The sequence below is a fragment of the Pseudomonas sp. MUP55 genome (assembly GCF_034043515.1).
Lineage (GTDB): Bacteria > Pseudomonadota > Gammaproteobacteria > Pseudomonadales > Pseudomonadaceae > Aquipseudomonas.
The window spans coordinates 4,361,900-4,377,533 of record NZ_CP138214.1 but is presented as its reverse complement, the minus strand read 5'-3'; the positions used below and the strand labels follow the sequence as shown (position 1 = coordinate 4,377,533).

General features: G+C 59.8%; 17 protein-coding genes. 3 read left to right on the top strand and 14 right to left on the bottom strand.

The features are described from left to right. Positions 1-110: 110 nt before the first annotated feature. The 3 genes from SC318_RS19625 to SC318_RS19615 form a co-directional block, all read right to left on the bottom strand. A complete protein-coding gene (locus SC318_RS19625) occupies positions 111-446 on the bottom strand; it encodes a hypothetical protein (RefSeq protein WP_320428127.1) in 336 nt (111 codons plus the stop codon). A gap of 104 nt (positions 447-550) precedes the next feature. Beyond that, positions 551-1,129, bottom strand: coding sequence for a DUF4337 domain-containing protein (locus tag SC318_RS19620; protein ID WP_320428126.1), 579 nt, complete (start codon positions 1,127-1,129; stop codon positions 551-553). A 54-nt stretch (positions 1,130-1,183) separates the two neighbouring features. Continuing rightward, positions 1,184-1,549: a DUF2784 domain-containing protein gene (locus SC318_RS19615; protein ID WP_320428125.1), complete on the bottom strand. Its 366-nt coding sequence runs from the start codon at positions 1,547-1,549 to the stop codon at positions 1,184-1,186. 106 nt (positions 1,550-1,655) lie between these two features. On the opposite strand from SC318_RS19615, the gene SC318_RS19610 reads away from it, so the two are divergent. Then, on the top strand, positions 1,656-2,342 hold the full coding sequence (locus SC318_RS19610; RefSeq protein ID WP_320428124.1) for an HAD-IA family hydrolase: 687 nt from the start codon (positions 1,656-1,658) through the stop codon (positions 2,340-2,342). Positions 2,343-2,474: 132 nt separating this feature from the next. Here SC318_RS19610 and SC318_RS19605 read toward each other — a convergent pair whose 3' ends face one another. Together SC318_RS19605 and SC318_RS19600 are read right to left on the bottom strand one after the other, a co-directional pair. After that, positions 2,475-3,623 carry an integrase core domain-containing protein gene (locus SC318_RS19605; protein WP_413817564.1) on the bottom strand — a complete coding sequence of 383 codons (1,149 nt, stop codon included), beginning with the start codon at positions 3,621-3,623 and terminating at the stop codon, positions 2,475-2,477. A gap of 128 nt (positions 3,624-3,751) precedes the next feature. Further along, complete coding sequence (locus SC318_RS19600) at positions 3,752-4,498, bottom strand: 3-oxoacyl-ACP reductase family protein (protein WP_320428123.1); 747 nt, start codon at positions 4,496-4,498, stop codon at positions 3,752-3,754. Between the two features lie 106 nt (positions 4,499-4,604). Here SC318_RS19600 and SC318_RS19595 point away from each other — a divergent pair, with 106 nt between their 5' ends. Beyond that, on the top strand, positions 4,605-5,528 hold the full coding sequence (locus SC318_RS19595) for a LysR family transcriptional regulator (RefSeq protein WP_320428122.1): 924 nt from the start codon (positions 4,605-4,607) through the stop codon (positions 5,526-5,528). A gap of 116 nt (positions 5,529-5,644) precedes the next feature. Here SC318_RS19595 and SC318_RS19590 read toward each other — a convergent pair whose 3' ends face one another. From SC318_RS19590 to SC318_RS19580, 3 genes are all read right to left on the bottom strand, one after another. Continuing rightward, positions 5,645-6,373 (bottom strand): aspartate/glutamate racemase family protein, encoded by a 729-nt coding sequence (locus tag SC318_RS19590; protein ID WP_320428121.1) that lies wholly within the window; start codon positions 6,371-6,373, stop codon positions 5,645-5,647. 13 nt (positions 6,374-6,386) lie between these two features. Then, positions 6,387-7,916: an NCS1 family nucleobase:cation symporter-1 gene (locus tag SC318_RS19585; RefSeq protein WP_320428120.1), complete on the bottom strand. Its 1,530-nt coding sequence runs from the start codon at positions 7,914-7,916 to the stop codon at positions 6,387-6,389. 468 nt (positions 7,917-8,384) lie between these two features. Beyond that, positions 8,385-9,119, bottom strand: coding sequence for a phosphoadenylyl-sulfate reductase (locus SC318_RS19580; protein WP_320428119.1), 735 nt, complete (start codon positions 9,117-9,119; stop codon positions 8,385-8,387). A gap of 150 nt (positions 9,120-9,269) precedes the next feature. Here SC318_RS19580 and thrH point away from each other — a divergent pair, with 150 nt between their 5' ends. Then, a complete protein-coding gene (gene thrH, locus SC318_RS19575) occupies positions 9,270-9,887 on the top strand; it encodes a bifunctional phosphoserine phosphatase/homoserine phosphotransferase ThrH (RefSeq protein WP_320428118.1) in 618 nt (205 codons plus the stop codon). A gap of 126 nt (positions 9,888-10,013) precedes the next feature. Here the strand turns inward: thrH and SC318_RS19570 are convergent, their stop codons facing one another. The 6 genes from SC318_RS19570 to SC318_RS19545 all read right to left on the bottom strand — a co-directional run bounded on the left by SC318_RS19570 (position 10,014) and on the right by SC318_RS19545 (position 15,393). After that, a complete protein-coding gene (locus tag SC318_RS19570; RefSeq protein WP_320428117.1) occupies positions 10,014-10,370 on the bottom strand; it encodes a helix-turn-helix domain-containing protein in 357 nt (118 codons plus the stop codon). After that, a complete protein-coding gene (locus SC318_RS19565) occupies positions 10,370-10,672 on the bottom strand; it encodes a type II toxin-antitoxin system HigB family toxin (RefSeq protein ID WP_320428116.1) in 303 nt (100 codons plus the stop codon). Before SC318_RS19565 ends, SC318_RS19570 begins: the two co-directional genes overlap by 1 nt. 215 nt (positions 10,673-10,887) lie before the next feature. Next, a complete protein-coding gene (gene pabB, locus SC318_RS19560; RefSeq protein ID WP_320428115.1) occupies positions 10,888-12,231 on the bottom strand; it encodes an aminodeoxychorismate synthase component I in 1,344 nt (447 codons plus the stop codon). Positions 12,232-12,332: 101 nt separating this feature from the next. Then, entirely contained in the window at positions 12,333-13,319 is a 987-nt protein-coding gene (locus SC318_RS19555; RefSeq protein WP_124387750.1) for an alpha-L-glutamate ligase-like protein, read from the bottom strand. Continuing rightward, positions 13,319-14,851 (bottom strand): osmotic stress tolerance membrane protein RloB, encoded by a 1,533-nt coding sequence (locus SC318_RS19550; protein WP_124387749.1) that lies wholly within the window; start codon positions 14,849-14,851, stop codon positions 13,319-13,321. Before SC318_RS19550 ends, SC318_RS19555 begins: the two co-directional genes overlap by 1 nt. 5 nt (positions 14,852-14,856) lie before the next feature. Next, positions 14,857-15,393 carry a retropepsin-like aspartic peptidase RloA gene (locus SC318_RS19545; RefSeq protein ID WP_306494159.1) on the bottom strand — a complete coding sequence of 179 codons (537 nt, stop codon included), beginning with the start codon at positions 15,391-15,393 and terminating at the stop codon, positions 14,857-14,859. Positions 15,394-15,634: the final 241 nt, after the last annotated feature.

Genomic DNA, 15,634 nt, shown 5'->3' with positions numbered 1-15,634 from the left:
TACAGGGCAGCAGCGGCGATTGCGTAAAAAGACGGAGGTTCATGGGCCAGCCCCTGAAGGCAGGCCCACGATCCCACGCTCGCCCGGGCAGCGCCCCGGCAGCTTAATACTTATTGCGTGGTTTTCAACTTGACCACATCACCGGAGATCTTGGTGGTGTAACCATTGAGTACCCAGGCCCAGAACCATTTTTCCTGCACTTGGGTGTTGATCATCGCGTCGCCGCCTTTGGCCTTGATGGCTGCATCCTGGGCGCGCACGAAGCGGCTGTTCTGGCCAATCGGAATAATGCCCAGCAGCATGATGCCGGTGGCGCTGGCTTCGCTGTGGCCGAGCACGGTGTATTGGCTGGCGTCGTATTGCTGGGTCTTCATGGCGGTGCCGGTGCAACCTGCCAGAGTGAAACCGAGAACGGCTGCTGCAACTGCTTTGCTGATGTACTTCACAAGTAACTCCATGGGCTGAATATCGAGATTCAATTCTCGAGGCGCGACACTCTAATCGCTCGGTCAGCAGATTGAAATCACCTCGCTTGCCTCCACGGTCGGTATTACAGATGCAGCCAAGCCAGGCTGCCGAGCACCACCGCCACGCTGCCAGCGGTATATGACATGCGCTTGAGCCACTCCTTGCGTGTGAGCAAGGTGATCGCGGCCAGGGAAATCGCGATCTGAATCGCGGTCATGGCCTGGGCCCAGCGATGGTGCTGATGCAGCGCTTGTTCGGATTTGTGGTCCCATTCCAGCGAGCTGGCTTCAAGCGTTTCTGCCTGTTTGCGCACCTCTTCCTTCTGGCTTTTATAGCGCTGGATTTCGTCGTTGTAGTGGGCGGCATCCACGCCAGGGATATGCGCGGCCAGTTCCGCCAGGTTTTGGCGGCTGGATTTGGCCTGGTAGTAATTCCATTGGTTGGCGGCTTCGGTCTTGATGATGGCGGCGTTGTTTTTGTCCATCGCCGCCTCGCTTTCACTGGAGCCGGCCTGGTAGCTGAGCATGGCGCCAACGGTGGCCATGATGGCGGTCATCACGGCGATGCGGCTGGCGAAGCTGTCGCCACGGCCGTGAGCGTGTTCGGTGGTGTGTTCGAGGTGTTTTTCGTGGGGGCTGGGAACTTCGAAAGCTTCGGACATGGCGGCGTCTATGCAGGGGCAGGGGAACCCTGATTCTTCACCAGTGCGGCTGTCTCAAGCCTGTCGATAACGCCGGATCAGTCGTGCATACACCGCGATATTGACCAACAGCACCAGCGCGCCCAGGCCCAGTTGGATCTGCGGCGTCAGCCCGGCCGGATAGATCAGCGTGAGGATGTAGTGCTCGATGAAGCCTGCGCCATAACCGTCCTGCCCGGCCAGGTGGCGCAACAGGTTTTCCCAGCGAGTGAGCGGGCAGGGCAGGTGAAATACTTCCACGGCAACGCCCCAGGCGGCCGCAGGCAGGTGCAGCCAGATGAGCGATCGCCATTTGAGCGCAAGCAGCCCGCCAAATAACACGAACAGGATAAAGCCCAAATGGAACAGCACCAGGCCGTCGGCGGCTACACGAAAGAGCATTGCAGGCACTTCTACGGGAAAGCGGGCAGTGTAAAGGGTTGCTCGCAAGCAAGTCTGGCCGTTATTGTGCTGAATCCTTTTAGTCTTTCTCCAGGGTTCTGTTGTGATGAATGCACCGCATACCGCTGTCCAGATCAAGGCCGTGATTTTCGATATGGACGGGTTATTGCTGGACACTGAGGGCATCTACACCGAAGTCACGCAAATCATCGCCGAACGCTACGGCCGCACCTATGACTGGAGCATCAAGCAGCACATCATCGGGCGCGGCGCCCAGGACCTGGCAGACTACGTCGTCAAGGCGCTGCACTTGCCGATCACGCCGGCCGAGTTTCTAGAAATTCGCGAACCGCTGATGAGCGAACGCTTTCCCAAAGCCTTGGGCATGCCCGGTGCCGAGGCGTTGGTGCGGCATCTGAAAGCGCACAATATTCCGATTGCCGTGGGCACCAGTTCGTCGCGCAACTCGTTCGGCCACAAGACCACCTTGCACCGCGAGTGGTTTGGCCTGTTCGACACCATCGTGACCGCCGACGACCCGGAAGTCGGCGCCGCCAAGCCTGCGCCGGACATCTTCCTCACCGCCGCGCGTCGCCTGGGCGTGGCGCCCGAGGATTGCCTGGTATTCGAGGACTCGCCGTTCGGCGTGACGGCGGCGAAAGCGGCGCACATGACCGCTATCGCCGTGCCCGATGAAGCCATGGCCGACAGCAAGTATCAGCATGCCGACCAGATCATCCGCAAGCTCGCGGAGTTTGACCTGGCTGCGTATGGCCTGCCGCCGATGACCTGATTCAACCCGGAAAAATGTGGGAGGGGGCTTGCCCCCGATCGCGGTGTATCAGCCAGCTTATCTATAGCTGACTCACCGCTATCGGGGTGTAGAACCGTAGACATCGTTTACATCTGAAACCGGGGACATCGTTTACACTTTTGAGGCCTGGACGCGGGTCATACCTCGTCCAAGCCTCCCCAAGGGATAATCACACAGGTACAAATCCCAAACATCATCTTCAGCTTCTTTGAGCCCTATCCGTTCCCCAGATAGCGCCTCGCTGATAAATACCAACTTGCCGTTCCATTTGATCGATCCATCCTGCCTGACGCTGCGAACCTTCATTTGCGCGGGATACTCCACATCGGGCAAGCATCCTGGGTAAGGTCGGGAGGACGGTACATACAAATCTCCCGGACGTTTCATACCGAGTGCTTCATGAGGGCGTACGTAATTGAACTCATGCCTGAAGTGCTCCAGCAAAAGCTGCTGCTCGACTAAGTTTTTTCCTAAGGGCAGCTCAAGCTTCAAACTACGGTGCATTCGCTCATGGCGGCCATTCTGCGCTGGCCTTCCAGGCATGGTGCGCTCCGGATAGATGCCCAGGCGTATCCACCAAACTGCCAATGTGGACATTCTTGCCAAGCCAGGAGAGGCGAACGGAACCCCGTTGTCCGAACGGATAACTTCCGGCATGCCGTACTCCTGAAAAAGCCTCTCAAATGTTTGTTTTACCGGCTGGGTCATGATCTTGGGATGGGCCCTGCACGCCAGAATCAGCCGGGACGCGTGGTCCGTAACGGTCAAAGGGAAGCACATCTGCGCGTTAAGCATCTTGAATTGCCCTTTGTAGTCAGCGCACCACGTCTTGTTAGGTTCGTTGGCTTCTCGCATCTCTACGTGGGAAATACTGTGCCGGCGCTTGAAGCGTCGCTTGTTGACGAGCCCGAGCCGATCAAGCCATTGGCCTGCTGTACTCGGAGAAGGCCAGGCGACTGAGGGATCTTCAAGCCGTAATAGCTCAAGAAGCTTCTTTGGCCCCCATTTATCGTGAGCCTGTTTCATCGCCACGACGCGGGCCAAGATCTCTTCGTCGGTTTTATTTGGGCTGTTGTGAGGTCGCCGAGACAGTTCGGATAAGGACTTTAAATCACCGTTGTGCCGGGCAATCCATTTGTCGACGGTAGGCCGACTAATGTTAAAGCGGCGTGCCAACTGGCTTTTGGTGTAGTTGCCAGAAAGCCAGTCGGCGACCAGTCTGATTCGCTGATTCATAGGGGACTCTTGGTTCCAGGGCATGATCAGTTACCTCCTGATCATGCGTATTAACCTGTAAACCATGTCCCCGGTTAGAAATGTAAACGATGTCCCCGGTTTGTACCGGGGCAAGCCCCCTCCCACATGGGTTGTGCAGTGTTGCCTAAACCTCAGGCGCTGAAGCCACCGTCGATGGTCAAGCTGGCGCCTGTGATGTACCCGGCTTCCGGCCCGGCGAGATACGCGACGAAGCTGGCGATTTCCTCCACATGCCCATAGCGTCCCACCGCCATCAGCCCCATCAGACTCTCGGCAAAATCACTGTCTGCCGGGTTCATGTCAGTATCCACCGGCCCTGGCTGCACGTTATTGATGGTGATGCCCCGTGGCCCCAGGTCGCGGGCCAGGCCTTTGGTCAGGCCTACCAGCGCCGCCTTGCTCATCGCATACGGCCCACCGCCGCCAAACGGCATGCGCTCGGCGTTGGTGCTGCCGATGTTGATCACCCGGCCCCCTTCACCCATGTGCCGCGCGGCTTCCTGGGTGGCGATGAAGACACTGCGCACGTTGATCGCCAGGGTCTGGTCGAAGTCCTCCAGTTTGAACGCTTCCAGCGGCGCGATGGCCAGCACGCCCGCGTTGTTCACCAGAATATCCAGGCGCCCGAAGGTGTCGACCGTCACGTTGACCGCATTGCGGATCGCGGCGGCATCGGCGCTGTCGGCGTGGATCGCCAGGGCTTTGCCGCCTTCGCTGATCACGCTGTTCTGCAGCGCCTCAGCCTTGGCGGCCGAGCTGACGTAGGTAAAGGCAACGGCGGCGCCTTGTGCGGCGAGGCGCTTGACGATGGCAGCGCCGATGCCGCGGGAACCGCCTTGAACCAAGGCGACTTTGCCAGTGAGGGTAGATGTGGTCATGTCGATCTCCAAGTGGTTGATGGCGTGAGTATCGACCTCGCTCGTCGGCACCGGTAGAGCGTGATTGCTATAGTCTGTGTAAACCAGAAGTTTAGAGTGGGGCGGTATGGAAAGCTTTGGCAGTATCGAATGCTTTGTGCGCAGCGCCGAGGGCGGCAGCTTCGCCGAGGCGGCGCGGCACCTTAGCCTGACGCCGGCAGCGGTCGGCAAAAGCGTGGCCAAGCTGGAAGTGCGCCTGGGCGTCAGGCTGTTTCAGCGCAGTACCCGTCGCCTGACCCTGACCGAAGCCGGCAAGCTATTCCTTGATGAGGTCAGCGGTAGCCTGACCACCATTCAAAACGCCGTGGCCAACCTGGCCAGCGCCGAAGGGCGGCCGGTGGGCACACTGAAGGTCAGCATGGGTACCGTGTTTGGCAATCGGTATGTGGTGCCGCTGCTGGGGGAGTTCATGCAGCGTTTTCCGGCTATCAGCCCGGACTGGCATTTCGACAATCGTCAGGTCGACTTGATCGGCCAAGGCTTTGACGCAGCCATTGGCGGCGGCTTTGAACTGCCTCAAGGCGTGGTGGCGCGCAAGTTGACACCGGCGCACCGGGTGCTGGTGGCGTCGCCGGCTTATCTGGCGCAACGCCCAGCGGTGCGTGCGCCCGAGGATTTGTCGCGCTGCCAAGGAATTCTGATTCGTTCACCGCAGACCGGCCGGGTGCGTTCATGGCAACTGACCCATCGCGAGCACGAGCACAGCCCGCTGGTGCTCAAGGCTGCGATGACCATGAGCGATTCCGAAGCCGCCTGCTGCGCCAGCGCCCAGGGCCTGGGCATTGCGCTGGTCAGCATGCCGATGGCGGTGCCGTTCCTCGACAGCGGCGCGGTGGTGCGGGTGCTGCCGGACTGGTATGTGGATGACGGTAATATTTCTATCTACTACGCCGAGCACAAACTGCTGCCCGGCAAGACGCGGGCGTTTGTTGATTTTGTGATCGAGCAGTTTGCTGAGCAGCAATTGGGCCGCAGATTCAGTGCAATCTAAAGCCTCGCAGTGAGCAAAATGTGGGAGGGGGCTTGCTCCCGATAGCGCTGGGTCAGCTATAGATAAGCTGGCTGACATACCGCTATCGGGAGCAAGCCCCCTCCCACATTTTATTTTCAGTGCCCAAACTTGCCGGGCCAACCCAGCACTTTCTTTGGCCTTGGGGTTGCATAGGTCCTGACCTTCGATGTCGACAACCCCAACCGCACCAGCGATTCTGCGATCGTCACCGCCGCCGTCACCCCATCCACCACCGGCACCCCGGTGCGCCGGCGGATCTGCTCATCCAGCCCGGCCATGCCGCCGCAGCCCAGGCAGATCACTTCTGCCTTGTCCTCACTGATCGCCAGTTCCGCCTGGCGGACGATGGCCTCCATCGCAGCCAGCGGGTCTTCCTCAAGCTCCAGCACCGCCATGCCACTGGCGCGCACCGAGGCGCAGCGCTGGTACAGGCCGGCCAATTTCAGCCGGTCTTCGATCAGTGGCACCGTGCGGTCCAGCGTGGTCACCACCGAATAGGCGTGACCCAAAAACATCGCCGTGCTGGCTGCGGCTTCGGTGATATCCACCACCGGCACGTTGAGCAATTCCTGCAGGCCTTCGCGACCGTGCTCGCCGTAGCCGGCCTGGATCACCGCATCAAACGGCTGGTCATAGGCCATCACGCGATCCATTACCGCGATGGCCGCCAGGTAGCTTTCAAAGTTGCCCTCCACCGACTCCGCGCCGAAGTAGGGGGTAAGCCCGACAATCTCGGTGCCCGGCGAGGCCACGCTGCGCGCCTGCTGGGCGATGGTTTCGGTGATGGATTCGGTGGTGTTGACGTTGACCACGAGGATGCGCATGAAATGTCCTTGTTTAATGACTGACGTTGTCGACTGCAATGCTTTCGCCGCTGACATCGGCGTAGAACGGCTGGCGCTTGGCGATCAGCAGGTACAGCAACCCTGCAATACCGGCGCCAAACAGCCAGGAGAACGGCGAAACGCTGGCGAACCCGGGCAGCAGTGCAAGCAGGATGGCGATCACCGCTGCCGGCACGAACGCCGCCACCGCGCGCAGGTTCACGCCCCGGCTGTAGTAATAAACCCCGAGCGCGTCTTCGCTATACAGCTGCGGCACATCCACCTGGCTTTTGCGGATCAGCCAGTAGTCGACCATGATCACGCCGTAGAGTGGCCCCAGCAGTGCGCCCAGGCCGGACAGGAAATACACGATCACCAGCGGGCTGTTGTAGAGGTTCCACGGCAGGATCAGCACCGCCACGGTGGCGCTGATCAGCCCGGCGCGACGGAAGTTCAGGTACTTGGGCGCCAGGTTGCTGAGTACGAACGCCGGGGCGACGAAGTTGGCCATGATGTTCACCGCCACGGTGACGATCAGGAAGGCCAGGCAGCCGAGCACCAGAAAGAAGGTATTGGGAATGGCGGCGATGATTTCGGTCGGGCTCTCAATCACCCGGCCGTTGAGCTGGAACTGCCCGCCGCACAGCAGCACGGTGATGGCGGCGAACACCAGGATATTCACCGGCAGGCCCCAGAAATTGCCCACCAGAATCGTCTTGCGGCACGGCGAGGAGCGCGCGAAGTCGCAAAAGTTGAGGATCAGCGTGCCGTAGATCGCCAGCCACAACGCGCCACCGGCAAAGATATTGCGCCACATCTCGCCGCCGCTCAGCGGCTCGCGAATCGACCAGGCAATGTTGCCGCCTGCCTGGAAGTACATCCAGCCGGCCAGCGAAGCCACGGTGAGTAAAATCACCGGTCCGGCAAAGCCTTCATAGCGACGAACCATTTCCATGCCATAGGCCAGGATCACCAGTTGCACCAGCCAGATCGCCACGAAACACGCCCAGCCTAACGAAGACAGGCCGAGGATCGAGTTGTGGTCATAGTCGGCAAAGCCTGGATGAATCGCCGTCAGCAACACGCGGAAAACCACCGATGCCAGGTAGGTCTGGATGCCGAACCAGGCAATCGCAATCACCGCGCGGATCAACGCGGGGATCTGTGCGCCATGAATACCGAAGCTGATGCGGCTGATCACCGGAAACGGCACGCCGGTCTTCTGGCCCATATACCCCGACAGGTTCATGAAAAAGTACACCAGTGCCGCACCGATCCCCAGGGATAGCAGGATCTGCCAACCGCCCAGGCCCAACGCATACAGGCCGATGGCGAATGAATAGTTGGCAATGTTGTGCACGTCATTGGTCCACAGCGCAAAGATGCTGTAGCGCCCCCAACGGCGACCTTCGGCCTTGGTCGGCGCGAGGTCCTTGTTGTGCAGGCGTGGGCTGAGTACCAGCGGGCCGGGGCTTGCGGCCTGGGGGTTCAGGGCGGAGGAGGGTATATCCAGTGCGACGTTATTCGAGAGACTTGTACGCATTCCGGCAGGCTCCAGCGCATCCGCAGCGAGACGGCAGATGGCAAAGTGTATGTAGGTTTTGTATTTATTGTATACAAAGCGCGTTTCACCTTAAGCCACATGCGTGCCAGCTTTCGATCTATGAAAACCAAGGCTAATTTCGTTTTTATCGCTGATTGAAATAACTGGCTGAATTGAAAGCGATATAAATTGACCATTCGAACAGTTATTTATTTTAAAGACGAAGGTGGGAGACTCAGGAGGGCGAAAACCGAAAGGCAGGAAGTGTTACGTTTTGGTGCGGTGCGTCCTGGATTGCACACATAAATGGCACCGATAGTTACAACTGTGTGTACATGTTTATTGCTAACACAAAACAAATGTGGGAGGGGGGCTTGCTCCCGATAGCGCCGGATCGGTCACCCGTACAGTGACTGACACGCCGCCATCGGGGGCAAGCCCCCTCCCACCTGTTAACTGCGTGAGCCTTTACGCCTTGGTGATGATATTCCCGGCATGCAGCCCGCATTCCTTCTGCGTGGCTTCTTCCCACCACCAGCGGCCTTCACGCTCGTGCTGGTTGGGCAGGACCGGGCGGGTGCAGGGCTCGCAGCCGATGCTGATAAAGCCGCGTTCATGCAGGCTGTTATAGGGCAGCTCCAGCATACGGATATAGCCCCAGATCTCCTCGCTGGTCATTTGCGCCAGTGGGTTGAACTTGTACAGGGTGCGTTCCGGGGTAGAAAACGCCGTGTCGATTTCCAACGCGGCCACCTGGCTTCGGGTGCCCGGGCTCTGGTCGCGACGCTGGCCGGTGGCCCAGGCACGCACCCCGGCGAGTTTGCGGCGCAACGGCTCGATCTTGCGTATGCCACAGCACTCGCCATGACCGTCCTTATAGAAGCTGAACAGACCTTTTTCCTTGACGAAGGGCTCCAGCTTGCTCTGGTCCGGCGAGATCAGCTCGATGTCGATCTTGTAGAACTCACGCACCTGTTCGATAAACCGGTAGGTTTCCGGGTGCAGGCGACCGGTGTCGAGGCTGAACACCTTGACGTTCTTGTTCAGCTTCCAGGCCATGTCCACCAGCACCACATCCTCGGCGCCGCTGAAGGAAATCCACAGGTCATCACCGAACTGGCTGAACGCCAGCTTGAGAATGTCCTGGGCGGATTTGTTGGCATAGGTCGTGGCGAGTTCAACGACGTCGAAGGCTTGGTTCATCAGGACGGTTCCTACAGGTCAGTGGCGCTGAGCGCTCTATAGGGGGCGATGGTATCAAAATCCGCCCTGCGTTGCGGCGGCGTGCTCGAGTCGCTAGAGTTCGGCAGTCCTTTTGCTCGCTCAACTTGAATAATACCAATGGAGTGTCTTGTGGAAATTGCCTGTCTCGACCTGGAAGGGGTGCTGGTTCCGGAAATCTGGATCGCCTTCGCCGAAAAAACCGGTATTGAATCCCTGCGCGCGACCACCCGTGACATTCCCGACTACGACGTGCTGATGAAGCAGCGCCTGCGCATTCTTGACGAGCACGGGCTCAGGCTCGGCGATATTCAGGAAGTGATTGCCACCCTCAAGCCACTGGACGGCGCCATCGAGTTCGTCAACTGGCTGCGCGAGCGCTTCCAGGTGGTGATCCTCTCAGACACCTTCTACGAATTCTCCCAGCCGCTGATGCGCCAGCTGGGCTTTCCGACCTTGCTCTGCCACCGCCTGATCACCGATGAAAACGACCGGGTGGTCAGCTACCAGCTGCGCCAGAAGGATCCCAAGCGCCAGTCGGTGTTGGCGTTCAAGACGCTCTACTACCGGGTGATTGCGGCGGGTGACTCCTATAACGACACCACCATGCTGGGTGAGGCGGACCAGGGGATTCTGTTCCATGCCCCGGAGAACGTGATTCGCGAGTTCCCGCAGTTTCCGGCGGTGCATACGTTCGAGGATTTGAAGAAGGCGTTCATCAAGGCGTCGAACCGGCAGTTTAGCCTTTAAGTAATGCGGTGAGGCGGGTGGCCTCTTCGCGGGCAAGCCCGCTCCCACATTCGACCGCGTTCCCACGGGATAAACGCGGGCAAATGTGGGCGCGGGCTTGCTCGCGATGGGCCCACCCAGCGCCGCCTAAATGCCTGCCAGCAACCGCTCATAAGGAATGCACAAACCCTCGTGCAGGCGTTTGATCATGGCCAGGCTCAGCTTGCGCTTGCCGTTCAGAACCTCCGAAACCCGCCCGCTGGAGCCGATAAACGCCTCAAGATCGCGGGCAGTCAGACCCATCTGCTCCATACGGAATCGGATCGCCTCCACCGGGTCCGAAGGCGGCATCGGGAAGTGTTGCGCCTCGTACTTCTCAATGAGAACAGCGAGAATTTCAAGCTCGTCACCTTCGGGGCTGCCGATGGCGGCTCCCCACAGCTGCTCAACGCGGGCGAGCGCAGCGGCCAGGTCTTCCTGAGAATGAATAGGTTTGATGTTCATCACACGGTCTCCGCATTGATTGGGTTGTACTGCGCGTGGGTGCCGACGAAGCGCACGAACCCAAGCTGGCGCTCATAATCGATCGACATGATCACCCGGTACTTGTTGCCACCCACGTTAAATACAACCCGTCCGCCTTTGAGGATGCTCGCAGTGCGCAGCGCTGCCTTGAGCGCCTGCGGCGTCGGATAAGTGGCCTTCTCCAGATGGCGATATAACTCGACCAGGGGCGTTTTTGCATCGGCGAACGCTGGCTGGCTTTCCCAGAATATTCGTAAGGTTGAGAGCGCAATGATTCGCATCGTCACGACCTCCCGTTTTGGGAGATGTTAGGCCTGAGTGGGCAGAGATGCAATCTCTGAAACAAGTTCTGACGGTTGAGCAATCGCCTATGTGGTCCTTCACAGATGGCCGGTGGCGGCGGAAGTCGGACGCTATCGTCCAGTTCACCGTCGGTCCACTCCCGTTCTGATTCAGGGTTTTTCGCGTCGAGGTTGCGGCAGGAATGGCTTGGGGATCAGAGGCTTTCCAGGGTGCGTAACAGCACCCGCACTTTCGTCAGCGACTCCTGGTATTCCGCCTCCCACTGCGAGTCCGCGACGATCCCGCCGCCGCCCCAGCAGCAGACCTGCGCGTCCTTGACCAGCAAGCTGCGGATGGCGATGGAGCTGTCCATTTCGCCGCGCACGTCCAGGTACATCAGCGAGCCGCAGTACAAGCCGCGTCGGGTCGGCTCCAGTTCGTCGATGATCTGCATGGCGCGGATCTTCGGCGCACCGGTGATGGAGCCGCCGGGGAAGCTGCCGGCGATGAGGTCGAGGGCGTCTTTGTCGTCGGCCAATGTGCCGGTGACGCTGCTCACCAAGTGGTGCACGTTGGGGTAGCTTTCCAGGCTGAACAATTCCGGGACGTTTACCGAGCCGATACGGCAACTGCGGCCGAGGTCGTTGCGCAGCAGGTCGACGATCATCAGGTTCTCGGCGCGATCCTTTGCGCTGGCCAGCAGTTCGGCGGCGTTGGCGGTATCTTCCTCCGGCGTCAGGCCACGTGGGCGGGTGCCTTTGATGGGGCGGGTTTCCACGCGGCGCTGGCTGACATGCACGAAACGCTCGGGCGACAGGCTCAGCACCGCGCCGTCGTCCGGCAGGCTCTGGAACCCGGAAAACGGCGTCGGGCAGGCTTCGCGCAGTGCGCAGTAAGCCAACCAGGGATCGCCGCTGCAGGGCGCACGAAAGCGCTGGGCGAAATTGACCTGGTAGCAGTCGCCAGCCTGAATGTAGTCCTGAATTCGCCCAATGGCCTGACGATAGACCTCGGCGGTCAGGTCAGGGGCCATGGGGCCATGAAGTTTGAACGGTGCCGACAGCTCGACGCTTTCCTGGCTGAACAAGGCGACCAATCGTTGCCGCTCGCCCTGGGCCAATGCCGGGTGGAACACCAACTGGCTGGACTGCGCCTGGTGGTCGCTGATCAACGCCCAGGCGTAGAGCCCAAAGCGTGCGTCCGGCAGGTTCAGGTCATCTACGGCCAGTTGCGGCATCTGCTCCAGGTGCCGGCCAAAGTCATAGCTCAGATACCCGATGAGGCCGCCGGCAAACGGTAGCTCGTACCCTGCGGGTAAATCCGCTTCGCCCAACCGTGTAAGGTTTTCCCGCAAGCGCTGCAGGAAGTCACTGCCGCTTTCGTCAGGCTCAACCGCCAAGGTCGCCTCAGGCCAGGCGCTGAGCAGATCATAACGGCCACGCTCGGCAGCCGGACGGCCGCTGTCGAGCAGCACCGCGCCAGGGGCATGGCGAATCGCCGCAAAATACTCGGTAGGGTTGGCCCGATAGGGCAACGGGTAAACGGAACAAGTCGACATGCGGGGGTGAATCAGCCAGTGGCGCGAAGGGAGGGGATTGTAGTCCCCCATAGGATTTGCTCCTAGAGGGGATGTCGGGGTTAGACCGTTTGAAGGTCGGGTCAGCCTTCCACGGGCGGTATATGCCCGAACATTTCCTGCACGAACTTCACCCGTTCTTCCGGGGTTTCGCTCACGCCAGCGGCTTTGAGTTCTTCGAGTCGCGCTTCCACTGCATGGGTGCGCAAGGTCAAGCCGCAGTCGTTGGCAATCTGGATATTGAGCCCGGGCCGCGCGTTCAGCTCCAGGATCAGCGGGCCTTTTTCCTGGTCCAGCACCATGTCCACACCGATATAGCCCAGGCCGCACAGCTCGTAGCAGCCGGCCGCCAGCTTCATGAAACCGTCCCAGTTTGGCAGTTGTACGCCATCCACCGCATTGGTGGTGTCGGGGTGCTTGGTGATGATGTTGTTCAGCCAGGTGCCACGCAGGGTCAGGCCGGTGGCGAGGTCGACGCCCACGCCAATCGCGCCCTGGTGCAGGTTGGCCTTGCCACCGGACTGGCGGGTCGGCAAGCGCAGCATGGCCATCACCGGGTAGCCCATCAGCACGATGATGCGGATATCCGGCACGCCTTCGTAGCTGATGCTCTTGAAGATCTGGTCGGGTACCACGCGGTATTCGATCAAGGCGCGATCGCGGTGGCCACCCAGGGAGTACAGGCCGGTCAAAATGCTGGAAATCTGATGCTCGATTTCTTCATGGCTGATGATCTTGCCGGACACCGTGCGATAGCGTCCCTCGAAGCGGTCGGCAACCACCAGGATTCCGTCGCCCCCGGCGCCCTGGGCGGGCTTGATCACGAAGTCGCTGCGCCCGCCGATGATTTCGTCGAGCTTGTCGATTTCCTTCTCGGTGGAGATCACGCCATACATTTGCGGCACATGGATGCCGGCCGCCATGGCCCGCTCCTTGGTGATGATCTTGTCATCCACAATGGGGTACAGGCTGCGCTTGTTGTACTTGAGCACGTAGTCGGCGTTACGCCGGTTGATGCCCATGATCCCTCGCGCTTCCAGGGCTTTCCAGGTCTTCCAGAAGCCGAACATTACGAGTCAGCCTTCAGGAAGGCCTTGAAACGGACCAGTTCGGTCAGGCGGTAGCCGCGATAGCGCCCCATGGCCAGCATGAAGCCCACCAGGATCAGCAGGATCGCCGGGAAGGTGAACACGAAGTAGATCAGCTCCGGCACGCTCATGATGATGTGCGCCAGGGACGCCGCGAACAGCGTGCCGATTGCCACTTTCAGCGCATGGTTGGCGCCGCGCTCTTCCCAGGTGATCGACAGGCGTTCGATGGTCATGGTCAGGATCACCATCGGGAACAGTGCCACCGACAAGCCGCGCTCCAGGCCCAGCTTGTGGCTGAACAGGCTGATGGCGGCAATCAGCACCACCACGAAGGTCAGCACCACCGACAGTCGCGGCAGCATCTGCAGCTTCAGGTGTTCCAGGTAGGACCTGAGCGACAGCCCCAGCGCGGTGATAATGGTGAACAGCACAATCCCGAAGCCCAGCTGCGTCTCGCGGAACGCCAGGGCAATCAGCACCGGGGTAAAGGTGCCGAGGGTCTGCAGGCCGATCAGGTTGCGCAGGATCAGGATCACCAGCACGCCAATCGGGATCATCACCATGATCATGAAGGTCTGCTGGGTCTGCAGCGGCAGGCCGTACAGCGAGTATTCGAGGAAGTTGGCGTCAGTGTTTTCGTCGGTCAGCTTGGCCAGGCGGATGGCGTTCATCTCGCTGTTGTTCAGGCTGAAGGTCACCATGGCTTTCTTGCCGCCATCGACCGTGATCAGGTTTTCATCGCCGGTCCACCACAGCAGGCGGTCGGCGGGCAGGCCCTGTTCACCGGTTTCCGGGTTGAAGTACAGCCAGTCATTACCGTTGAAGCTGCGCAACCACAGTTCCGGAGATTGTGGCTGGTCGGCGACGAGGCGGATGGTATGGACTTTCTCCACCGGAACGTGGGCGATGGACAGCAGCAACTCAACGATCTTGGCCTTGTGCGACGTCGACGCGTCGCCCGCCAGCAGCAGTTTTACGTTGTCGTCGTTGAGGTTGTTGGTGCGCTTGATGGCTTCGGTGATGAAAGTCTCGACGTCCGCCGAGTGCTGGCGAATCGGCGCGAGCAAGGCTTCGGCGGCGATTTTTTCCGGGCCTTCCACGGCGATGCTGTCGCGGAAGGTCGGGCCCTTGATCTTGACCTTTTCACCGCTGTAGCGCTTGGTCAGCACCAGGCGGTAATACAGGGTCTGGTTGCCCTTGGCGCGTCGCGCCGACCAGGTGACCTTGCGGTTGCCGTCGGCGCGGTTGACGCTCACCCCGTAGTTGTTTGAAATAAAACTCTCATTGAGGCTGACGAAGTCGCGGCTCAGCGGCGGCACGAACATCGAGATTTTCACCGGATCCTTGGGGTTGGCGACGAACTCGACCTTCGCGTCGATGTTCCACAAGTCGTCGGTGGCGTCCTCGGTAACGGGGATGCCCAGCACGAAGATCTGGTAGGCGGTGACCGAAATACCCAGCACCACCAAAATGGTGATCAGGATTTTCAGGTGCAGGGTCAGAGAGCGCATTCGGTTTACTCGGCGGTATGAGCGTCGGCGGCGCAGGCAGGTTTGCCTGCTGCATATTTAAGGCTGGGGTCGATCAGCGCATCAAAGCGCTTCAGCGCTTCGGAGCCGATCAGCAGCGGGTATTGGAAGGTGCTTCGGTCAGTCAAGTTCACCTCGATGCTGCGTAAAGCGTTGCCCATGCAGATATCCAGGGCAATCACCGGACGAGCGGTGTACTGCTTGTCCTCCTCGGGGTCGTAATCACCGGCGCGGCGCTTGATCTTGCTGACGCGGGCCAGGGGACGTTCGATGGGATGGGAGTGGGCGGCATCGATGGCCAGGTAAAAGCGTACCCAGGATTCGCCGTTGCGCTTGAAACGTTTGATATCGCGCGCACTCAGTGAGGCGGTCTTGGCGCCCGTGTCGAGTTTGGCCGCGACTTCAAGGTCGATGCCCGCCAGCTTGGCGTATTCATTGAGGCCATACACCGTTTTCTCGGCGGCAACGCCAAGGCTCGGGAGTGACAGTAGGCATAACAGTAGGGGGAAGGGCTTGAGTCTCATAATTCCTGAGGCGATGCAGTGCGAAATTCAAGGCGACTGGCATTACTGCGCAAGCTCCCTCGTGCGCCGTTTCATCTCGCGATGTCAGGCAAATGCGGCGGGCATTCTAACATGATGCTTTTCTGGCGCCAGCGCTGGCAGGCGGCCATGCTTTACAGAGGTCAATGGAGGTTATTAGACGATTGTCGACAATGTGGAATTATTCTTTGACTAAGCAGTAGAGATTGGCTAGTTTTTGCCA